The 17927-nt window shown below is 69.3% G+C and carries 17 protein-coding genes and 1 riboswitch; of the genes, 9 read left to right on the top strand and 8 right to left on the bottom strand.

The window, feature by feature from the left end:
• Positions 1-32: 32 nt before the first annotated feature.
• Complete coding sequence (locus tag ACH34Q_RS29455) at positions 33-1031, top strand: helix-turn-helix transcriptional regulator (protein WP_395986339.1); 999 nt, start codon at positions 33-35, stop codon at positions 1029-1031.
• Between the two features lie 366 nt (positions 1032-1397).
• Positions 1398-2015 carry a hypothetical protein gene (locus ACH34Q_RS29450; RefSeq protein WP_395986338.1) on the top strand — a complete coding sequence of 206 codons (618 nt, stop codon included), beginning with the start codon at positions 1398-1400 and terminating at the stop codon, positions 2013-2015.
• 122 nt (positions 2016-2137) lie between these two features.
• Here ACH34Q_RS29450 and ACH34Q_RS29445 read toward each other — a convergent pair whose 3' ends face one another.
• Entirely contained in the window at positions 2138-3382 is a 1245-nt protein-coding gene (locus ACH34Q_RS29445; RefSeq protein ID WP_395986337.1) for an FAD-dependent monooxygenase, read from the bottom strand.
• Positions 3383-3502: 120 nt separating this feature from the next.
• Between ACH34Q_RS29445 and ACH34Q_RS29440 the strand changes: the two genes are divergently transcribed.
• Positions 3503-4264: a TetR/AcrR family transcriptional regulator gene (locus ACH34Q_RS29440; RefSeq protein ID WP_395986336.1), complete on the top strand. Its 762-nt coding sequence runs from the start codon at positions 3503-3505 to the stop codon at positions 4262-4264.
• 144 nt (positions 4265-4408) lie between these two features.
• Here the strand turns inward: ACH34Q_RS29440 and ACH34Q_RS29435 are convergent, their stop codons facing one another.
• Entirely contained in the window at positions 4409-4537 is a 129-nt protein-coding gene (locus ACH34Q_RS29435) for a hypothetical protein (RefSeq protein ID WP_395986335.1), read from the bottom strand.
• Positions 4538-4622: 85 nt separating this feature from the next.
• On the opposite strand from ACH34Q_RS29435, the gene ACH34Q_RS29430 reads away from it, so the two are divergent.
• Entirely contained in the window at positions 4623-5132 is a 510-nt protein-coding gene (locus ACH34Q_RS29430) for a Dps family protein (RefSeq protein ID WP_395986363.1), read from the top strand.
• A gap of 26 nt (positions 5133-5158) precedes the next feature.
• Here ACH34Q_RS29430 and ACH34Q_RS29425 read toward each other — a convergent pair whose 3' ends face one another.
• Positions 5159-6319: a hypothetical protein gene (locus ACH34Q_RS29425; protein WP_395986334.1), complete on the bottom strand. Its 1161-nt coding sequence runs from the start codon at positions 6317-6319 to the stop codon at positions 5159-5161.
• Positions 6320-6439: 120 nt separating this feature from the next.
• Here ACH34Q_RS29425 and ACH34Q_RS29420 point away from each other — a divergent pair, with 120 nt between their 5' ends.
• From ACH34Q_RS29420 to ACH34Q_RS29405, 4 genes are all read left to right on the top strand, one after another.
• Positions 6440-7252: an SDR family NAD(P)-dependent oxidoreductase gene (locus ACH34Q_RS29420; RefSeq protein WP_395986333.1), complete on the top strand. Its 813-nt coding sequence runs from the start codon at positions 6440-6442 to the stop codon at positions 7250-7252.
• Between the two features lie 76 nt (positions 7253-7328).
• Positions 7329-7913 (top strand): TetR/AcrR family transcriptional regulator, encoded by a 585-nt coding sequence (locus ACH34Q_RS29415; RefSeq protein WP_395986332.1) that lies wholly within the window; start codon positions 7329-7331, stop codon positions 7911-7913.
• A 199-nt stretch (positions 7914-8112) separates the two neighbouring features.
• On the top strand, positions 8113-8946 hold the full coding sequence (locus tag ACH34Q_RS29410; protein WP_395986331.1) for an alpha/beta hydrolase family protein: 834 nt from the start codon (positions 8113-8115) through the stop codon (positions 8944-8946).
• Positions 8947-9033: 87 nt separating this feature from the next.
• The gene (locus tag ACH34Q_RS29405) at positions 9034-9921 is read left to right on the top strand and encodes an alpha/beta hydrolase family esterase (protein WP_395986330.1); all 888 of its coding nucleotides are present in this window, start codon (positions 9034-9036) and stop codon (positions 9919-9921) included.
• On the opposite strand, the gene ACH34Q_RS29400 is transcribed toward ACH34Q_RS29405, so the two are convergent.
• The 4 genes from ACH34Q_RS29400 to ACH34Q_RS29385 form a co-directional block, all read right to left on the bottom strand.
• The gene (locus ACH34Q_RS29400; RefSeq protein WP_395986329.1) at positions 9896-11236 is read right to left on the bottom strand and encodes a PucR family transcriptional regulator; all 1341 of its coding nucleotides are present in this window, start codon (positions 11234-11236) and stop codon (positions 9896-9898) included. The genes ACH34Q_RS29405 and ACH34Q_RS29400 overlap by 26 nt on opposite strands.
• A gap of 318 nt (positions 11237-11554) precedes the next feature.
• Positions 11555-13813: a 5-methyltetrahydropteroyltriglutamate--homocysteine S-methyltransferase gene (metE, locus tag ACH34Q_RS29395; protein ID WP_395986328.1), complete on the bottom strand. Its 2259-nt coding sequence runs from the start codon at positions 13811-13813 to the stop codon at positions 11555-11557.
• Between the two features lie 36 nt (positions 13814-13849).
• Positions 13850-14076, bottom strand: a riboswitch (cobalamin riboswitch).
• A gap of 226 nt (positions 14077-14302) precedes the next feature.
• On the bottom strand, positions 14303-15484 hold the full coding sequence (locus ACH34Q_RS29390) for a hypothetical protein (RefSeq protein ID WP_395986327.1): 1182 nt from the start codon (positions 15482-15484) through the stop codon (positions 14303-14305).
• Positions 15481-16023 (bottom strand): DUF4365 domain-containing protein, encoded by a 543-nt coding sequence (locus ACH34Q_RS29385; protein WP_395986326.1) that lies wholly within the window; start codon positions 16021-16023, stop codon positions 15481-15483. The genes ACH34Q_RS29390 and ACH34Q_RS29385 overlap by 4 nt, the downstream gene beginning before the upstream one ends.
• A gap of 223 nt (positions 16024-16246) precedes the next feature.
• Here ACH34Q_RS29385 and def point away from each other — a divergent pair, with 223 nt between their 5' ends.
• Complete coding sequence (def, locus tag ACH34Q_RS29380) at positions 16247-16792, top strand: peptide deformylase (protein ID WP_395986325.1); 546 nt, start codon at positions 16247-16249, stop codon at positions 16790-16792.
• Here the strand turns inward: def and ACH34Q_RS29375 are convergent.
• A complete protein-coding gene (locus tag ACH34Q_RS29375; RefSeq protein WP_395986324.1) occupies positions 16789-17571 on the bottom strand; it encodes a hypothetical protein in 783 nt (260 codons plus the stop codon). The genes def and ACH34Q_RS29375 overlap by 4 nt on opposite strands.
• Between the last annotated feature and the right edge of the window lie 356 nt (positions 17572-17927).

Genomic DNA, 17927 nt, shown 5'->3' with positions numbered 1-17927 from the left:
TCCTGTGTCGTGTATTCCTTTAGAGTTCTCGCATGCGCGCCGACCGGTTGGTATCGCTGGTGCTGCTGCTGCGCCGGCGGGGTCGGCTGACCGCGACCGCGCTGGCCCGCGAGCTTGAGGTGTCCACCCGTACGGTGCTGCGCGACATCGAGGCACTGTCCACGGCCGGCGTCCCGGTCTACGCCGAACGCGGCCGGCACGGCGGGTTCGCGCTGCTGCCCGGTTTCCAGACCGAGCTCACCGGACTGAACCACGACGAGGCGCTGGCCCTGCTGGTCGCCGGATCACGGCGCGGCGCGCAGGTGTTCGGCCTCGGCTCGGCGCTCGCCTCGGCCATGCTCAAGGTGGTCGACGCGCTCCCCGAGAGCTATCGGAACACCGCGGCCGGAGCCGCCGAGCGATTGCTCATCGACCCGGAGGCCGACCTCCTCTCGCGCCGGCTGGTCGCCGAGGAGGTGCCGGACGCCATCGTGGCCGAGGTCCGGCGCGCGGTGTTCGCCGGACACAAGCTGCGCATCCACTACGCGGCCAAGGACCAGGAACCGCAGTGGCGCACGGTGGACCCGATCGGCCTGGTCACCGTACGAGACCAGGGCTACCTGCTGGCCACCAGATCCGGCGCGGACCGCACCTACCGGCTGTCCCGGATCCTGGCCGCCGAGGAACTCACCGAACCGGCACAGCGACCGGACCGGGTCGATCTGGACCGGGCCTGGCAGGAACGCAGCACGCGGTTCCGGACCGGCGGCGACCAGGTCACCGTGCTGGTACGGATGCACCCGGCACGGCGGGAGGAACTGGTGGGCACCGCGGTGGCCGTCCTCGCCGAAGAGACCGACGCGGACGGCCGGCTGCGGCTGGAGGTGACCTTCCAGGATCCGAGACACGCCGAATGGGCACTGTGGCAGCTCTCCACCGGCGCGGAAGCGCTGTCCCCGCAGTGGCTGCGCACCGCCCTGCGCAACCGCGCCACCGCGATCGCCACCTCCTACGAATCCCAATCCGATGACGAGTCCCAATCCGAGAGCTGACGGCCGATTCACCCGCCAGGCCATCACGAGGCCGCGGTCGTCCCTGCTCCGTTGACTCGTGGCGTGTTCGCCTGTCTCACCGTCCCGGAAAGGCGAACACGCCACGAGTGAATCCAGGGTCTAGCGGTGCGGTGTCCGGGAGATCAGTGCTGTCGTGCGCGAATACCGGTTGGCCTGTGGGAACGCCAGGATGCGGCGGGCATGGGGCCGGTCTGCCGGACGGGGATTGCGGCGTGGGGCGGCACGGTGCGGGTGGACGGATGCGGCCGCCCGTGCGCTCGCTCAACCGTGGTCACCCGTGCGGGGGAGTCGATTGCCCTGTATGGGTGATCAGCCGGGGTGGCCTGGGGCGTAAGACTCGCGGCCATGGCGATCGACAAGCTTCTCCGCATGGTTCACCCCAGCCCTCCGACCACCGGCGACACCGAGCGGCCCGTGCCGCGCTGGGTCATGCGGCTGGCCTATGCGATGCCGTTGCTACTGCTGCCCTCGTGCCTGTGGCGGTTGCCGTTCGCGTTCCATTTCGACATGGGGCAGCAGCAGGAGGGCGGCCTGCCGAGCTTGTGGGTGAGCATCCTGTACGTCTTCGGGCTGAGCGTGATGTCGGAACTGATCGCGTTCCTGTGCATCGGGCTGGTGCGCGGCTGGGGCGAGATCGCCCCCGCCCGGATCCCGTTCATCGGCGGCAAGCGCATCCGGCCGCTGGCAGCGGTCATCCCCGCTCTGCTCGGTGGGCTGGCCCTCACCGCGCTGTTCGGTTCCGTACCGTTCGGCGACGGTCAATGGCTCACCGTGTTCGGCATCGTTGAGAACGTCCCCTACGACAACGGGTGGTGGTACGCGCTCGCGATGATCTGCACCGCTCCGATCAGCGTGTGGGGGCCGGTCGTCGTCGTCCTGGCCATCGCCTACTACCTGCGCCGCCGTCCCCGCCCCGGCAGCCGGCCTCCTGTACCTGTCCAGCAAATCCCGGAGAACGTGTGACCTCCGTACCCGACGCGGAGTTGACGCCCGCGATCACCTCGGCCGTGCGGCGGTTGAACCTGCCCGAGCGCGATGGCAAGCCGCCGGCGGGCGTCCCTGCGGGCGATGCCGGGCCATGTGAGTCAACGCGGGGGCCGTGCGGGGCCGGCTGGTGGGACGGGGGTGGTCGAGTAGGTCTTCAGCGTGATGGCGTTGGCCGCTTCCCGGACCGGCTTCATGATCTTTTCCATGACCCTGGCCTTGCCGGGCATGTAGGGCATCATCCGCATCATCGCCAGCCGCAGTCCCGCCTGCAGGCGGGTGGCGGGAACCAGCCTCTTGACCACGTCGCGTCCCAGTTCCTGGTTCAGCTCCACGAACGCGCGCATCTCCTGCTCGTACCGCGAGAACGCGGTACGCGGATCGCCATGGGCCGCCGCGAGTTCGCCTGCCAGCACGTAGGCGCCGACCAGGGCCAGGCTGGTGCCCTGCCCGGACGCCGGGGAAGGGCAGTAGGCCGCGTCGCCCAGCAGCACCACCCGGCCGTTCGACCAGGAGGGCATGCTGACCTGGGCCAGGGAGTCGAAGTAGAAGTCGGGCGCGGTCGGCATGGCCTCCAGCAGCCAGGGCACCTCCCATCCGTGCCCGGCGAACGCCTCGGCCAGCGCCTGGTGCTGGGCGCGCAGATCGTGGCGGTCGGGCCGAGGGGCGGGGGTGGGGAAGAAGAACTGGGCGGTGGCGTCGGTGGACGGCCGCATCGCGTAGAGGTTGGCGGTGTGGCCGGAGGCCGTGCAGACCATCTCCCAACGGTCCAGGCCCAGGCGGTTGGGAACGGTGAAGACCGCGACGCTCAGCCCGAGCGGGTGAACGAACCGTGACTCCGGGCCGAACGCCAGCTCCCGGACGTCCGAATGCAGCCCGTCGGCACCCACCACCAGATCGAAGGTGCGCGCCGGTGCCCGCTCGAAGGTGACGTGCACTCCCGAGGCGTCCTGAGTGAGCGCGGTGATGGCGTCGCCGAAAAGGTATTCCACCTGTCCGTGCGCCGCCTCGTGGAGAATCTCGGCCAGGTCGCCGCGCAGGATCTCCAGGTCGCCGGGGTCCCGGAAGCCGATCACGTCGGGGCCTAGCGTGGCCACCTTCTTCCCGGAGGCGGTCAGCCAGTCTCCGCCGAGGATGTCGGTGGCCCGGCCGCGCACCTGGGCACCGATCTGCATCCGGTCGACGACGTCCACACCGACACCACGCAGGTCGACCTTGTAGCCGCCGGACCTCAGCGCGGGCGCGCGTTCCACCACGGCCGGGGTGAATCCGTACCGGCGCAGCCAGTACGCCAGCGCCGGGCCGGCGACGCTCGCGCCCGAGATGAGGACGTTGATGTTGCGCATGCGGCTCTCCTTGCCGGGTCGCCCCGGTGACATCGCGAACTGCGTAAGGCTCACACGCAATTGTGTAAGCCTTAAACATAATTGCGTATGCTATACACATCACTGGCAGTGGGGTCAACCATGCGGGCCGACCGCGGAGGCGAGCGGATGGGCGAGGAAAGCGGCACCGGACTGCCGGCGAGCATCGAGGCGGCGTGGGGCCTGCACACCCGGCCCGGCCCCGGTCCCAGACCCGGGCTGAGCCTGGAACGGATCGTTCACGCCGCTGTCCAGCTCGCGTCCGACCAGGGCCTGGCAGCGGTGTCCATGGTCCAGGTCGCCAAACGGCTCGGCGTCTCCACGATGGCCTTGTACCGGTACGTCGCCGCCAAGGACGAACTGCTCGACCTGATGGTGGACACCGGTATCGGCCCGCCCCCCGCCGACCGGCCCGACCCGGGCTGGCGCGAGGGCCTCTCGTCCTGGGCGTGGGACTACCTGGCCGTGCTGCGCCGGAATCGGTGGATACTGCAGGTCCCCATCGCGGGACCGCCGATCACCCCGAACCAGATCGCCTGGCTGGAGCGCGGACTGACCCGCCTGCGCGGCACCGGCATCGCCGAGAACGAGAAGCTCTCAGTGATCATGCTGCTGTCCGGCTTCGTCCGGAACTGGGCCGGCCTGACCGCCGGCATCCAGACGGCCGGTGACCGGCGCCCGCAGATCTCCCACGGCAGCGCCCTCACCCGGCTGATCGATGCCCGGCGGTTTCCAGCGGTCAGCGCCGCCATCGCCGCCGGAGCCATCGACGACGACGGGGACGACTCCGACGCCGAGTTCACCTTCGGCCTCGACCGCATCCTCGACGGCGTGGACGCGCTCACCCGTACGCACACCACATAGACGGCGGCGCCGTGGTCCTTGTCGCCTGACAATCAGCCGGGCGGGCATCCAGCGTTTCTTGGGGTGGTGATGGACTCGGCGGGGGTCTGTTCTGAACCGCGCGCGGGAACGGGGCGTCCGAGACGGTTCCGTACGACGAGGGAGTCATCCGTTGGCCACCCAGCGCACCAGCAAGGCATCCGGAAAGGCGTCCACCGCCGCGTCCGGCAAGGCGTCGAGCGCGAGTAAGCCGAGCGCGAGCAAGGCGAGCACCAGTAAGGCGGGCACGAGCAAGGCGTCGAGTCGAGCGTCGAGCAAGGACAGCCAGCCGTGGGTGCATGTGCAGGGCACCCAGATCCAGGAGTTCGGCACGGTACGGATGTTCCCGCTCGGGCTGTCGTTCGACGCGCGGATGTACTCCTGCCAGCGGCTCAACCAGATCCTGGCCGATACCCAGATCCTCTACAACCTCTACAAGAAGCACCACTGGCTGATGCGGGGCCCGACCTTCTACCAGCTCCATCTGCTGCTCGACAAGCACGCCGAGGAGCAGGTCAAGCTGGTGGACCTGATCGCCGAACGGGTCCAGACGCTCGGCGGCGTCGCGGTCGGGGATCCCCGGCACGTCGCCGAGATCACCGTCATCCCGCGCCCGCCGGACGGCGCCGAAGAGGTGCCCGCGATGCTCTCGCGCCTGGTCGAGGCGCACGAGACGATCCTGGTCGCGTGCCACGACGCGGCCGCCAGGACGCAGGAGATGGGCGACGACGGCACCAATGACCTGCTGGTCTCCGAGGTCATCCGTACGGGCGAGATCCAGACCTGGTTCCTGATCGAGCACCTGGTGAACACCAAGCTCGTCGAGGCCCCGCACAACGGCCGCCGGTGACCCCGCCACGGCGGTGACCGGTTCGATCACCGATCCTCGCCCGTCTCGGACTCGCCCATCTCGGAACGGGGCGAGAATTCCGCCCTGGCCAGGTGCAGCAGCACCTCCATCTGCCGGTCGCGGAGCGCTCCGGGCCGCGCGAGCTCGCGGGGGACTTCGTCGTGCCAGGAGGCCGCGTCGAGGGTGAGGTCGAGTACGGCGTCCCCGTCATCGGCGCACATGGCGAGCGCGAGGTCGAGCGCGGGGCTCGGTCCCTCGACACTCCGTCGGAACGCCCGGAACTCGGAAAGCCGCACGGAAGCCGTGCCAGGGACGTGTGCGGCGAGGACGACCAGCCATGCCCGGGACGGGCCGGAGACGTCCGGCCACACGTCCAGGAGGCCGGGGAGGTGGCGGACGATCTCCTGCCGGGTCTGGATCTCGTACGGCAGGGGCGGGTGGCACAGGTCCGTGGCCATGTGGGCGAGACCCATCAGCAAGTCCAGCCGGTGCCGGGCGGGCAGGCGCGGCGCCTTGGCGATCTGTACGAGGAACCCGATGCTCGGCGGCGTCGACTCGTAGTGCGTGCCTTGGTGCACGACGGCGCTGAAGTAGGCGGCCATGGCCGCACTCCAGCCCTCCCCGCCGGCCGCCAACCGCGTGAGCATCTCGGGGACGTCCTCGGCCGTTCCGTAGGCGTGGGTGAGCGATGCCCAGGGAACGTCGTCGAGGCCGGCCAGCGGGATCGGGCCGCCGGTGAGGACGCTGTCCGGCTCGGGCACCTTCAGGTGATGGAGGATGCGGGGAGCGGGGACGCGGGCGCGCTCCAGGCACAGCGCCGCCAGCCGCGCTTCCCGGACCTCCGCCGCCGTGCGGTCGGCCACGGTCTCACCCTCGGGGAGGAAGCGCCGCGCGGTCTCCGGGTCGGCCTGCGTGCACGCGTACCCGCCGCCGAGGTCCCCGGCCGCCCCGGCGATGAAGCGTTCCTCCGCGGCCATCCACCAGTGCTCGTCGTCGCTGGGGTAGGGCCCTTCGTCGAGGCCGGTGACGCGCCACCAGGAGCCGGGGTAGGGGACCCCCGGTGTACGCGGCCCCACACGGACCACGGTGTGCCCACGTTCGGTGAGGAGCTCGGCGGCGCGGCGGGCGGACGCCTCGTCCGGTAGCTCGATGCTGAACGCGGTCGCGAGGCGCGGGGCGTGGCTCATGGGACAGGTATAGGCGATGCGGCCAGCGCGAGACGAGTTCGCCTCGGGCCGTGCCCGGACTGGTTGCGGATCGGCGGACCTTTCTAGAGAGGCTCTCTAGTTTCTGCCTATACTCCCGCCATGGGCGACGGAGCGACGGCCGTGGTGACGGGTGCCAATCGGGGGATCGGGTACGCGGTCGCCCAGGGGCTTCTGCGGCATGGGTACGACGTGGTGCTGGTCTCGCGTGATCGGGCGCGCGGGGAGGCGGCGCGGGCTTCGCTGGGTGGCGGGCGCCTGGTCGTCGGGGACCTTTCCTCGGTACGGGCCGTACGCGAGACCGCCGACGCGCTGACCGAGGCGTGCCCGCGCATCGACGTTCTCGTTCACAACGCCGGGCTGTGGCCGAGCCGGCGCGTTCTGAACGAGGAGGGGCTGGAGCAGTCGTTCGTCACCAACCATCTGGCGCCGTTCCTGCTGAACCATGCGCTGGAACCCGTGTTGCTGGCGTCGAGCACGCGGGTCGTCCAGGTGAGCGCCGGGCTCTACGTCAAGGGAAAGGCCGACCCGGAGCGGACCCCCGAGGGCCTGGACTTCCACGCGATCCGGACCTACTGCGACACCAAGCTGTGCAACCTGATGATGATGCCGCTGTTCGCCGAGCGCTGGAAGGATGCCGGGGTGACCATCGACGCCGTCCATCCCGGAGTCATCCGTACCGGGCTCGGGGCGAGGAAGGGCCCGGTGGGGCTGCTGCTCAAGGCGGCCAAGGTGGTCGAGAAGAAGCCGGAGACCGGGGCGCGCCCTGTGGTGAAGCTTGCGCTGGCCAGGCCGGAAAGGGATGGGCGCTACTTCCACCTGGAGAAGGAGCAGCCCTTGGCGCCGGTCGCCGCTGATACGGCGAGGGCGCGGCGGTTGTGGGAGCAGGCGGCGAAGCTCACCGATGTCGCCTAAGCAGCGGCGCGGTGAGGAGACGGTCGAGAGGGTCCTGAAGGCGGCACTCGATCTGTACGCGGCGCACAGTCTGTATATGGTGCACAGTCCGTACCCGGCGAATGAGTTGTATGCGGCGAACGATCCGTACGCGGCCAAGGGGCCTGACGGGCTGACGATGTCCGCGCTCATCGCGGAGACGGGGATCAGCAGCGGCAGCCTCTACCACCATTTCGGGAGTTTCGACGGGCTGCGCGCCGCGCTCTATGCCCGCTGCATGGCCGATCTGCTCGACTCGATCGTCGAGGCCCTTGAGCGCTCCCGTACGGCGCGTACAGGAGTACGGGCCCTCGTCGAGGCCTACCTGCGCTTCACTCAGGAGAATCGTCCGGCGGCGCACTTCATTCATGCCTCGTCTTACGCGGACTTCCTTCCGGCTTATGCCGAACGCGTCGCCGCAGCCAAGAATCCGCGAATGGGCAGGATCGCCGCCTGGCTCCGCCCGTACGTCGAATCGGGGGACGTTCTGCCCCTTCCGGACCCGTTCACGGAGATGCTCGTGATCGGTCCCGTGGCCGAGACGTCGCGCCGCTGGCTGGCCGGGGACCCGGGCATCGACCTGGCGGTGGCGTCCCGGATCCTGCCGGAACGCATCTGGCGTGGGGTTTCGAGCACTGCCTGAGACCCGGGACTAGCCGGGGTTATCACCTCCCTATAGAAGTCGCCCGGAAAGTCCGGTGGCACCTGTGCAGCAATGTGGCCCGGCGCGCTCCAAAATCCTTGCACGCCTGCTCGGAGACACCCTCTCCCGCGGGCCCCCGCCGAGGAAATGGAGCTCGCCCATGAAAAGGCATCTGGCTCGAACGTTGAAGGCGCTTACGGTGGCCGCGGTCCTCGCCGCCGGCGGCCTGACCGCGCCGGCCGCGCAGGCGGCGGCGAGCCCGTACGAGCGGGGCCCGGCGCCGACCGAGGCGAGCATCACGGCGGTGAAGGGCCCGTTCGCGGTCGAGAAGATCGAGGTCCCGCAGGGCAGCGGGCCGGGCTTCAACAAGGGGACGATCTACGCGCCGACCGACACCAGCGAGGGCACGTTCGGCGCGATCGCGGTGTCGCCGGGATTCGTGTCGGCGCAGGCGTGGATCGACTGGTACGGGCCGCGCCTGGCGTCCCAGGGCTTCGTGGTGATGACGCTGGAGACGCTGTCGCCGACGAACCTGCCGGACCAGCGGGCCACGCAGCTGCTGGCGGCGCTGGACTACGTGGCCGGCAAGAGCAAGGCCAAGGACCGCGTCGACCCGAGCCGGCTCGCGGTGATGGGGCACTCGATGGGCGGCGGCGGCACGCTGCGGGCGGCCGAGCAGCGGCCCGCGCTGCAGGCGGCGGTCCCGCTCGCGCCGTGGCACACCAACCGGAACTGGCGGAACGTCACGGTACCGACAATGATCATCGGGGCGGACAACGACTTCATCGCGGGCGTCGGCACGCACGCCGAGCCGTTCTACCAGAGCCTCACGTCCACGCCCGAGAAGGCGTACCTGGAGCTGAACAACGCCGGTCACATGACGTTCATCAGCCCGCACACCACGACCGCGAAATACACCATCGCCTGGATGAAGCGGTTCGTGGACGACGACACCCGCTATGACCAGTTCCTGTGCCCGGCACCGAACCCGAACCAGAACATCAGCGAGTACCGCGACACCTGCCCCAACTGACTGCTCGTATGGAAAGGGCGGCCCGCACTGCGGGTCGCCCTTCGACCGTTCCGACCGGGGGTTCACACGTGTGAGGGTTGCGAAGTCATGAAGACTGTCATGCGCGTCATGCTGGTGTTCGGCCTGGTCATTGGGCTGGTGGCGGTTCCGGCCGGTGCTGCCGCCGAGGCCCCGGGTACGCACGAGCGCACGCTGACCATGCCCGGCGGATGGGCACGCGAGTACCTGCTGCACGTGCCGCCAGGACGTACGAAGGCTCGGCCCCTGGTGGTCGCACTGCACGGCGGCCTCAACGACATGCATTACATCCGCGAGCAGACCGGCCTCGACGAGGTCTCCGACAAGAACGGGTTCCTGGTCGCCTACCCCAACGGCTTCATGAGGACGTGGAACGCGGGCGGCTGCTGCTGGTTCGCCCGGATGGCCGGGATCGACGACGTCGGATTCCTCGACGCCCTGATCGACAAGCTCGTACGGGACGGGCTGGCCGATCCGCGCCGGATCTACCTGACCGGCTTCTCCAACGGCGGCGGCATGGCGTACCGGTACGCGTGCGAACGGGCCGGGCGGGTGGCGGCCATCGGAGTGGTGTCCGGGTCGCTCGCCACCGAGTGCGAGCCCCGGGATGCCGTCTCGGTGATGGCCTTCCACGGCACCGCGGACTTCTCGGTGCCGTTCGGGGGCGGCGGCAATCTGGACTGGAACAACGAGAACCCGTTCCCGTCGGTGATCTCCGTGATGAACTTCTGGCGCGACCTCTACCGGCTGTCACCGCTGCGGCGGATCACCCTGGACACCGCCAAGACCACCTGCCGGACGACCGGACGCGGGCCGTCCGGCACCGAGGTCGAGTTCTGCACGATCTTCGACGGCGGGCACGAGTGGCCGCGCGGCGCGGACGTGGGCGTCGACCCCGAGGTCGAGGCGAGCCCGATGCTGTGGCGGTTCTTCAACGCGCACGTGCGGCGCGGGTGACCGGTACGTGGCCGGCGCCGCTGCGGGGCCGGCCACGTGGACCGTCCCGCAGGCCTGAGGGCGACCCGCTGCCGCCGGGCTCTCCGTCGGCCGGCTCCGCGGCGTTCACCTGCCCGGGTACGTCGGGGAACCTGACCCAGGTGTGCAGGAGCAGCAGCAGCTCGATCCGGCGGTCCGGGTCGTACAGCATGCCGCCGAGGAGCTGTTCGAGCCGGCGGATCCGGTACCGGACGGTCTGCTCGTGGACGACGAGCCGTTCCGCCGCCGCGACCGCGTTGTCCCGGCTCTCCATGTAGGCCAGCAGCGTCCGGACGAGGGGTTCGCGGCGGTGCCGGGGCAGCTCCATCAGCGGCCCCAGCCGGGCACCGGTCGCCAGGTCGATCAGCTCCTCGCTCATCGAGGCGACCAGCGTGGACACATGGTCGAGCCACTTCACCGGTGCCTTCTCGGGGATGACGCCCCGGACGACCAGGTCGAGCGTCCGCCGCGCCCAGCGCAGCGAGACCGCGCCCTTGTTCAGCGGTACGGTCGGCCCGATCGCCGCCGGGCGGCCCCGGACGAGGGCGGCGAGCATCCGTTCCTGGCCGGGCCCGTCCGGGTCCGGGACGATCAGGTACGGGTCGGGGCCGTGCCAGTCGGCGAGCACGGACGGCGGGGTGACCGGCGCGTGGTCCTCCAGCGCCGGGCCGAGCGCGACCAGCGCGACCGTGCGCGGCGTTTCCCAGCCGGCGGCGGAGGCCAGCTCGGCGACCGCCTCGATGCTGGCGGGCGGCTCGACGACCAGCAGGTCGCGCAGCCGCCACCGGTGCCGCTCGCGCTCGGTGGCCAGCCGCTGCCGCGCGTCGGCGTAGCCCTGCGCGGCGGCGCCGGCCAGCTCCTCCAGGAAGACGAACAGCGACTCGATGATCTGCCCGAGGGTGGTCAGCGACCAGTCGAGCCGCCGGGCGTCCTTGATGAAGCGGCGGCACGCCACCTGCCCGCTCACCCGGATCGCGGTCTGCAGCCCGTCCAGGCTGCGGCCGCCGCGCGCCTCGTGCGCGCCGATGCCGACATAGATCCGGGTCAGCTCGTCCCAGCCGGTCTCCGGCCGGCCCATCGCCTCGACGAAGTGCCGCACGGTCTCCTCGACCGTCCAGCGCATCCGGCGGCCGTAGGTGCTCTCCGCCGGCCGCGCGTACTCGGGCACCAGCCCCTGGATCTCGCGGACCATCTCTTCCGCCGCCGCCTCGAGATGCGGGCGCAGCGGACGTGCCAGCGCCTCCGGCACCTCCGCGAGCCGCAGCCTGGTGGCCGCCGGTCTGATCTGCTCGTTCACGTGGACCTCCTTGCCAGGTCCCCCGAACGCGTTCGCGCACCACTGTCCTTACACCGTTGCGCGGTCGCCTCCACAGAGATAGTCACGATGACAATTTCTTGGGCGCTGCGGTTATCAATCTGCACACAAGCAACACGAGGGGCAAGTCCCTCTGTGACGGGCCATGCCGGATCCCGTTCCAGACCGGGACCGTTCCCAACCCTCCGGCGCGCTCTTGCGCCCGAACGCGCCGGCCCGGCACGATGCCGTACCGGACCGGCGCTGAGTGGGTCAGACGCTGAGTGAGTCAGACCCTGAGTGGATCAGACGCTGAGAGGGTCAGCTGGACAGGGAGTCGCGGACGCGGCGCGCCGCCTCCACCATGTTGCGCAGCGCCGCCTCGGTCTCCGGATAGCCGCGGGTCTTCAGCCCGCAGTCGGGGTTGACCCAGAGCCGTCCCGGCGCGATGGCCTGCAGGGCCCGCCGCAACGACTCCTCCATCTCCTCGACCGCCGGAACGCGCGGCGAGTGGATGTCGTACACGCCCGGCCCGATGCCGCTGCCGTACCCGGCCTCGCGCAGGTCGGTGACCAGCTCCATGTGCGAACGGGCCGCCTCCACGCTCGCCACGTCGGCGTCCAGGTCGCCGATGGCGCCGATGACCTCGCCGAACTCCGAGTAGCACATGTGCGTGTGGATCTGCGTGGAGTCCGCCACCCCGCAGGTCGCCAGCCGGAACGCGCCGACCGCCCACTCCAGGTACGCGGCGTGCGCGGACCGGCGCAGCGGCAGCAGCTCGCGCAGCGCCGGCTCGTCGACCTGGACGACCCCGATCCCGGCGGCCTCCAGATCGCGGATCTCGTCCCGCAGCGCCAGCGCCACCTGCCGGGCGGTCTCGCCGAGCGGCTGGTCGTCCCGGACGAACGACCAGGCCAGCATCGTCACCGGCCCGGTCAGCATGCCCTTGACCGGACGGCGCGTGCGCGACTGCGCGTAGGTCGTCCAGCGGACGGTCATCGCCTCCGGGCGCGACACGTCCCCGTGCAGGATCGGCGGCCGGACGTAGCGGGTGCCGTACGACTGCACCCAGCCGTTCACGGTGGCCGCGTACCCGTCGAGCTGCTCGGCGAAGTACTGCACCATGTCGTTGCGCTCGGGCTCGCCGTGGACGAGGACGTCCAGGCCCAGTTCCTCCTGCAGCGCGATGACGCGGTCGATCTCGGCCCGCATGACCTTCTCGTACGCGTCGGCGTCGATCCGCCCGGCCCGGTGGTCGGCGCGCGCCCGCCGTACCTCCGCCGTCTGCGGGAACGAGCCGATCGTCGTGGTCGCCAGCGGCGGTAGCTCCAGCGCTCGCTGCTGCGCCGCGAACCGTACGGACCGGTCGGGACGGACGGAACCGTCGCCGAGCGCGTCCAGCCGCGCCCGTACCCGGTTGTCGATCCTGGGCCGCGCCACCACGTCCCCGTCCGCGTCGGCGATCACGTCGTGGCCCTCGCGCAGCGCCCGGCCGAGCAGCACCACCTCGTCCACCTTCTGCCGCGCGAACGCCAGCCGCGCCCGCAGCCCGGGGTCCAGGTCCGGCTCGGCGTCCGCGTCCAGCGGTACGTGCAGCAGCGAGCAGGAGGTACCGACCACCACCTCGCCCACCAGGCCGAGCAGCGAGGCGCAGGTCGACACGGACTTGGACAGGTCGGTGCGCCACACGTTGCGGCCGTCCACCACCCCGGCGACCAGCGTGCGGCGCGGCAGCCCGCCGATCGAGGCCAGCGCCTGGAGGTTGCCGGGCCCGGCGACGAAGTCCAGGCCGATCGCCTCCACCCGGGTCGCGGCGAGGGCGGGAAGCGCCGCGCCGATCTCCCCGAAGTAGGTGGCGACCATCAGGCGAGGCCGTGACGTCAGCCCGGCGAGCCGGTCGTACGCCCGGCGGAGCGCCTCCAGCTCCTCGTCGGTACGGTCCGCCGCGAGCGCGGGCTCGTCCAGCTGGACCCACTGCGCGCCCTCGCCGGCGAGCCGTTCGAGCAGCTCCGCGTACACCTCGACGACCGGGTCCAGCAGGTCGAGCGGCCGGAAGCCCTCGGGCGCGTCCGGCGCGGGCTTGGCCAGCAGCAGGTACGTCAGCGGGCCCACCAGCACCGGCCGGGTCTCGATGCCGAGCGCCCGCGCCTCCCGGTACTCGGCGATCGGCTTGGCCCCGCCCCCGCCGGCGAGCCGCGGCCTCGTGTCCAGGCCCAGCTCAGGAACGAGGTAGTGGTAGTTCGTGTCGAACCACTTCGTCATCTCCAGCGCCGGAATGCCGTCCGCTCCCCGCGCCATCGCGAAGTAGGCGTCCAGCCCGCTGAGATGCCGGAAGCGCGCCGGCGCCGCGTCCAGCAGGACGGTGGTGTCGAGCACCTGGTCGTACAGCGAGAACGTGTTGGACGGGATCTGCTCCAGCCCGGCGTCCCTCAGCCCGGTCCACACGTCGCGCCGCAGGCCCGCTCCCGTACGGAGGAGCTCGGCTTCGCCGGCGCGTCCCGCCCAGTAGGCCTCGGTCGCGCGCTTCAGCTCGCGTTCCGGGCCGATCCGGGGATAACCGAGCACGGTCGTAGATGTCATGGCAGCTCTCCCTCGTCGCCATGGACTCCGCGCGCCGGCCGGCGCGCGGGCGGAGGCAGGTCTTCGGACTCACGGGCACCGTGCCGGTCAGGCACGCCCTACTGGCCGTCGCTTCCCAGACCGCTTCCGGCGGTCCAGTGCGTGATGACGGCGGTCGTTCCCGTTCACCGCTGCGGGGCAGTCCCGGAATCTCGCCGGGTTCCCTCTTACGACACCCGTCCGCTGGGACGCGGCACAGGTGAACCATCCGCAACCGCGAGTATAGGCACGCGACGTCAGTAGCATTCAGGGGGCCCACGACCGGCCACCGGCACCCACGCCATCGCGAGGGCGAGTGAACGATCACGGTCGGGGACGAACGGACCCCATTGTGGCCCGCGCTGTCAGCAGGGAGAACCAAACCGATCCCGCCGCCAGGGCGGCTGAGCTGCGCTCGGCTTGTACCGCAAGCGATTGCAAGTGCCCGTAAAACCAGGTTGTACTTGCCGGCTACTCGTCTTCCGGGCCCGGGAGAACAGAGAACGATGTGATTCTTCGAATCGATCGCCTCGTTCCCCTTATGTCCAAATCGCCCGTCACGGTTACCAGTAGCCCATTCCCGTGAGCCCGGAACGCCTCGTTGTAGTCGGTCTCACCTAGTTCCACTCGATACCGACGAGGTTCACCGGAGTCATCAGAAACACCTTGAACCACCGCCTCTCCTCGCCCATATTTACCTTCCCGGAACAAGCGGACGACGAGGCCGGTGACAGTGACTCCCGCCCTGGATTGCTTGGTGCGCAGGTAGTCGGCAGCTTCACCGAGAATGCGTTGCTGGCCAGGCGTTATGCGAAGAAATGCCGGAAGTGTCGCGCCACCTGCAAGCGGTGTTTTGGCGAAACGGACCTGATATGTTCCATGGTCCACGCCTCCCAAGGAACTCAAGGCGGCGAGTTCTGTAGCATTAGGCGCACCCGGAGAATGTTCTCCAAACGAGGAGAGCGGAAGGTTCCCCTCGCTGACGTGCTCCGCCAACCCTTGGGCCTTCCTTGCGGCCGCAAGCATTCTGTTCGTCACTTTTCGCCCGAAGGGCTGAGGGGGTACCTGAACGAGCGACTCCTGGCCTGGCGGCACTGAATCATCAGTCTCAGTTGAATAAACGTCGTCCAGGGGCAGTGCGAGAGAAAGAATGAAACTTCCCGGCTGCGTCGAGATCCTTGCTTGGGCAGCATAAGCTTCAGCGCGCTGAGGGCGCCTCGGGGGCAGGACGAGAGAGTCAGAGTCCAGTGCGGCAGCGGCGGCGACCACATAGTTCTTGAGGGCAGAAATTGCAGAATGCGCAAGGTTTAAGGGGGCTTCGCCCGGTGGAACGTCTGGAGTGAGGCGGACGGCAACATTGTCTGCCCCGCCAAAAAGAATGTCATTGACTATCTCCTGGGGCAGCCTCCGCTCAACAAAAGATAGTGCCTCCAAAGCCTCGTAGGCGCGCTCGGAATAGTCGCGCACATTCTGCTGTGCAGGTAGGACGATGCGAATCACGCGATCGGCGACACCATCAGCGGGTCGCCACAGGCTCGTACGGCCATCGACATCCTCGAGAGACCAACCTGATCTCTGAAGGTAGTTTTTGAGCGCTTCCAGACCGGGGGCCTTAAATGCGGCACGCCCAGGAGCGGCATCCAGTTGGCTCACGGTTGCTCCCAAACATCAATGGCGGGAACCGGGGTCGATCGCCGAACTCCGTACGTCTTGAGCATCCTGTACAGGCCTGAACGATCCAGGCTGTTGATCGTAGGAAGGCGGACCACTTGGCTCGTCCCGTTGCTTGAGGGCTTCATGCCCTCAAGTGACACCCATGCCCCACGACCGCACAGGAGCGTTCCCTGCTCGTGAAGGCGCACCTTCTCACCTTCTCCAGGAACGCCGATGACGGCGAGTACTCTACCAACGGCGTGATCGGTGCGCCTGAGCACATGGTAGGTCTCAAGGTCAAGGTCGTAGCTGAAGTCTCCGGAGTCAAGCTGCCTAAGCTCGATCGTAGTTTTTACCTGCACGTTCACAGTGGGGTAGTACGTCCCCAGTTCCACCCCTGGGTACACGAGCTGCACGTCCGCCTTCTGGAGATCTACCGTGGTAGGCCGACCGTGAAGGAGGCCGCAGCCCGCTGCGACAGCCTCTAGCCAGGCTTCGCCGAAGTCACCTTGGAGGGTGTTCTGGTCGTGGTCCCGCACGGGTCGATTGTGTCGTACAACTCGGCTCGAGCGTGGCAAGTCGCGCACAGCGGGTGGTGGGTGACGTGTTGGACAACGTGCCTTGAACCTGCCGCCAAGTCCGTGAATGCAGAGTGGGTGGGGAGTCACGGGCATCGTGCCGGCCGTGAGTAACGGGCACGCGACGTCAGTAGCATTCAGGGGGCCGACGCTGGGTTCGCCCGGACGCGGGAAGGGATGCGGGATGACGGGACAGGTACGACCGATCACGCTGGTGGGGGAGCCGGTCCTGCACGCGCCGTGCCGTACGGTCGAACGGTTCGACGACGAGCTCGCACAGCTCGTGGAGGACATGTTCGCCAGCATGTACGAGGCGAACGGCGTCGGGCTCGCCGCCAACCAGGTCGGCGTAGGCCTGCGCGTGTTCGTGTACGACTGCCATGACGCCGACGACCGCGAGCACAAGGGCGTCCTCATCAACCCCACCCTCGTCCTACCGGAACTCGGGGAGCGCCGCCTGGACGATGACGACGAGGGCTGCCTTTCGGTGCCCGGCCCGTACGCCAAGCTGGCCCGTCCCGACCGTGCGACGTGCCACGGCTTCGATGTGAAGGGCAACGAGGTCACCGTAGAGGGGACCGGGCTACTCGCCCGATGCCTGCAGCACGAGTGCGACCACCTGGAGGGGCGCGTCTACATCGACCGCCTGTCCGGGCGCGCGCGTAAGAAGGTCCTCAAGGAGTACGAGCAGCTCCGCGCCGAAGCCGAGGCGGAAGCCGCCGCGCCCTAGCCGAGTAGTTGTTCGTACGCGTCGAGCGCCCGGTGGAACTCCTTCACGGGCAGCTCGCACGCACGCCCCTCAAGCCAGAGGTGCTCCAGCCGTACGGTCTCGGTGCCGCGTACGAGATGGCACGCGTTGCCCGTGTGCTCCCACCCCGGAGGCGCCTCCCGTACTACGTCCAGGTGATGCCGGTGGCTCTGCAGGTCCTGGAGCAGGAACGCGGCCAGAACGTACGACCGGCCCGGTACGTCCAGGAAGTCGCCGGCGAGCGCGCAGACCGCCTCCGGGTCGATGCGCGCGTCGAGCAGTACGGGGAAGAACGTGCGGATGTGCTGCGGCGCGTCCGCCAGGTCGGAGGGACCGAGCGGTAGCCGGCCGACGCCGTTCGGATGGAGATAGCCGTGCCCCGGAACGCCCGCGATCGCGCCCGACCATGCGCCCGGGATCCCCGTGATGAACTCCGCGTCCGACATCAGGGTCGTGGTCACGCCCGTCATCGCCTGGATACCGTCCACGCGGCTCGGCAGGAACGTCTTGGTCCCGGTCCACACCTCACCGGTCACGTGGTCCCGTACCGCCAGGTCGGCCCAGTAGGCCCCCTGCCCGGCTCCTAGGGGCAGACACGATTCGGGGTGCGGCGCCAGCGCGGCCACTTCGGTCAGCGTGGCGTGAGAGGTCTGCAACAGCCCCCAGCCCCAGACGGGCTCGGCCACCCCGCCCAGCCCCAGCATCGTCACAGCGGCCCCCGGTACGGGCCGGCAGTGGAAGCGCAACGGAAGTGGCACCATCTGGGCGATTATTCCGCTGCCCGCCTTCACTTGCCATGAAACCGACAAATCCGGCCAGCACCCGCGCGACGGCCCGCCCGTCACCCCGGATCGAATGACGGGGTTGACAGAGCGGATCATGAAGCTAATATTGGGGCCATGGAGTCCTGATACCCACCGGTTGAGCCGCCGCGACAGCGCGGGCGCATCGTTACGAAGCATTGGTGCGAAGCACTGATACGCACCCTCGTTCCGTACATTGCCCCGAACGCCGTCCCGGCCCGCTCCCAGTCCAGCGCCACGGGCGCGGATTCATCGGCATCACATCGCTTTCAACGCCTGTTCGCCACCGTGAACACCTGTGTCTCCGCATGGGT

It is taken from the genome of Actinomadura sp. 9N407, assembly GCF_044326315.1.
In the GTDB taxonomy this organism is placed as follows: domain Bacteria; phylum Actinomycetota; class Actinomycetes; order Streptosporangiales; family Streptosporangiaceae; genus Spirillospora.
Note: the sequence above shows the minus strand (reverse complement) of the source record. Positions and strands in the feature narration are given on the sequence as shown.

Bases quoted from the DNA above. Each gene is read 5' to 3' on its own strand.
- ACH34Q_RS29425 (WP_395986334.1), bottom strand. From the start codon at position 6,319: ATGAGCCACGCCCCGCGCCTCGCGACCGCGTTCAGCATCGAGCTACCG.
- metE (WP_395986328.1), bottom strand. From the start codon at position 13,813: ATGACATCTACGACCGTGCTCGGTTATCCCCGGATCGGCCCGGAACGC.
- ACH34Q_RS29455 (WP_395986339.1), top strand. From the start codon at position 33: ATGCGCGCCGACCGGTTGGTATCGCTGGTGCTGCTGCTGCGCCGGCGG.
- ACH34Q_RS29440 (WP_395986336.1), top strand. From the start codon at position 3,503: ATGCGGGCCGACCGCGGAGGCGAGCGGATGGGCGAGGAAAGCGGCACC.
- ACH34Q_RS29375 (WP_395986324.1), bottom strand. From the start codon at position 17,571: ATGGTGCCACTTCCGTTGCGCTTCCACTGCCGGCCCGTACCGGGGGCC.
- ACH34Q_RS29430 (WP_395986363.1), top strand. From the start codon at position 4,623: ATGTTCCCGCTCGGGCTGTCGTTCGACGCGCGGATGTACTCCTGCCAG.
- ACH34Q_RS29445 (WP_395986337.1), bottom strand. From the start codon at position 3,382: ATGCGCAACATCAACGTCCTCATCTCGGGCGCGAGCGTCGCCGGCCCG.
- ACH34Q_RS29415 (WP_395986332.1), top strand. From the start codon at position 7,329: ATGGTGCACAGTCCGTACCCGGCGAATGAGTTGTATGCGGCGAACGAT.
- ACH34Q_RS29420 (WP_395986333.1), top strand. From the start codon at position 6,440: ATGGGCGACGGAGCGACGGCCGTGGTGACGGGTGCCAATCGGGGGATC.
- ACH34Q_RS29450 (WP_395986338.1), top strand. From the start codon at position 1,398: ATGGCGATCGACAAGCTTCTCCGCATGGTTCACCCCAGCCCTCCGACC.
- def (WP_395986325.1), top strand. From the start codon at position 16,247: ATGACGGGACAGGTACGACCGATCACGCTGGTGGGGGAGCCGGTCCTG.
- ACH34Q_RS29405 (WP_395986330.1), top strand. From the start codon at position 9,034: ATGAAGACTGTCATGCGCGTCATGCTGGTGTTCGGCCTGGTCATTGGG.